This window comes from Psychrobacter sp. 1Y4 (assembly GCF_051847555.1).
In genome coordinates this window covers 1-1174 of record NZ_JBPYDE010000109.1, presented here as the reverse complement: position 1 = coordinate 1174, position 1174 = coordinate 1, and the positions used below count along the sequence as shown (strand labels likewise).

The 1174-nt window shown below is 48.0% G+C and carries 2 protein-coding genes; both read left to right on the top strand.

Annotation, left to right across the window (positions count from 1 at the left end; genetic code table 11):
• On the top strand, positions 1-847 hold an 847-nt coding region (locus ACS8FC_RS14570; RefSeq protein ID WP_439297290.1), incomplete at its 5' end, for a DnaJ C-terminal domain-containing protein.
• A gap of 100 nt (positions 848-947) precedes the next feature.
• A partial coding sequence (locus tag ACS8FC_RS14565) for a chaperone modulator CbpM (RefSeq protein ID WP_439297289.1) occupies positions 948-1174 on the top strand: 227 nt, incomplete at its 3' end.

Here is a 1174-nt window from a genome sequence, read left to right as displayed (position 1 = left end):
TGAAGACAAGCGTGCTGAATACGATGCGATGTTGAACAACCCATTTGCAGGACAAAGTGGCGCGGGTGGTTTTGGTGGACAGGCTGGTGCAGGCCAAGGCGGCTTTCGTTGGGAAGACATCAAAGGTCAGTTCGGTGATGGTGAAGCGTTTGGCGAAGGTGGCTTTCGCTTCGATGATATCTTCTCAGCGTTTGGTCGCGGTGCCCGTGGGTCGGCTAGTGGACAGGCAGGTGGTCGCTCTCAAAGTAGTGGCTTTGATCAATTCGGTGGTGGGTTTGGTGCACAAAACAGCCAAGGTCAGGATCCACATTCAGAGATTACGGTTGATCTCTCTTCGGTTTATCAAGGTGACGACTATAGCATCAAGCTAAACGTTCCTGTGCGTCAGCCTAATGGTGAGGTGAGCTACGACAATAAGACGCTCAAAATCAAAATTCCAAAAGGCATCACCGATGGTAAGCAAATTCGCTTGAGCGGGCAAGGCGCTGCTGGCAGTAGTAATGGCAAAAATGGTGACTTGTTCTTAAAAGTTAAAATTCGCCATGATGCCAATATTCGTATAGAGGGCGCAGACGTTTACCAGACTGTCAATATCGCACCATGGGAAGCCGCACTGGGTGAAAAAATCAATGTCAGCACGCCAGCTGGCACGCTTGGTGTGACTATTCCCAAAAACAGTAAGTCGGGTAGCAATCTACGTCTAAAGGGCAAAGGTATCCCTGCCAAGCAAGCGGGCGATTTGTACTTAACCTTAAATATCATTAACCCTGATGTCAGTAGCGATGCGGCAAGACAGGCTTATGAGCAGCTCAAGCAAGCCTTTGCCGACACCACTATCAACCGTTAATCCATGCGCTTGATGGTCGACATTCATCATTATAGTCAGTCATGAACCATAGAGATGAATGCACCAAGGATGAAATAAAGAGAAAACGAGGATAATAGCTATGAACCACTCGCCTGAATTTACCGATATCATTATGAGCTTAGATGAGCTTGTCTCTGCTTGTGGCCAAGAGCGCCAATGGGTCATCGAATTGATTGAAGAAAGTATTATTGAATACGATGTGCCAGAACGTGAGCAATTCACTGGCTATCAGCTGACAACCGTGCGCCGTGCCTCACGACTCAGCCGTGATTTTGACGCCAGCGTACCTGCCATTGGATTAATACT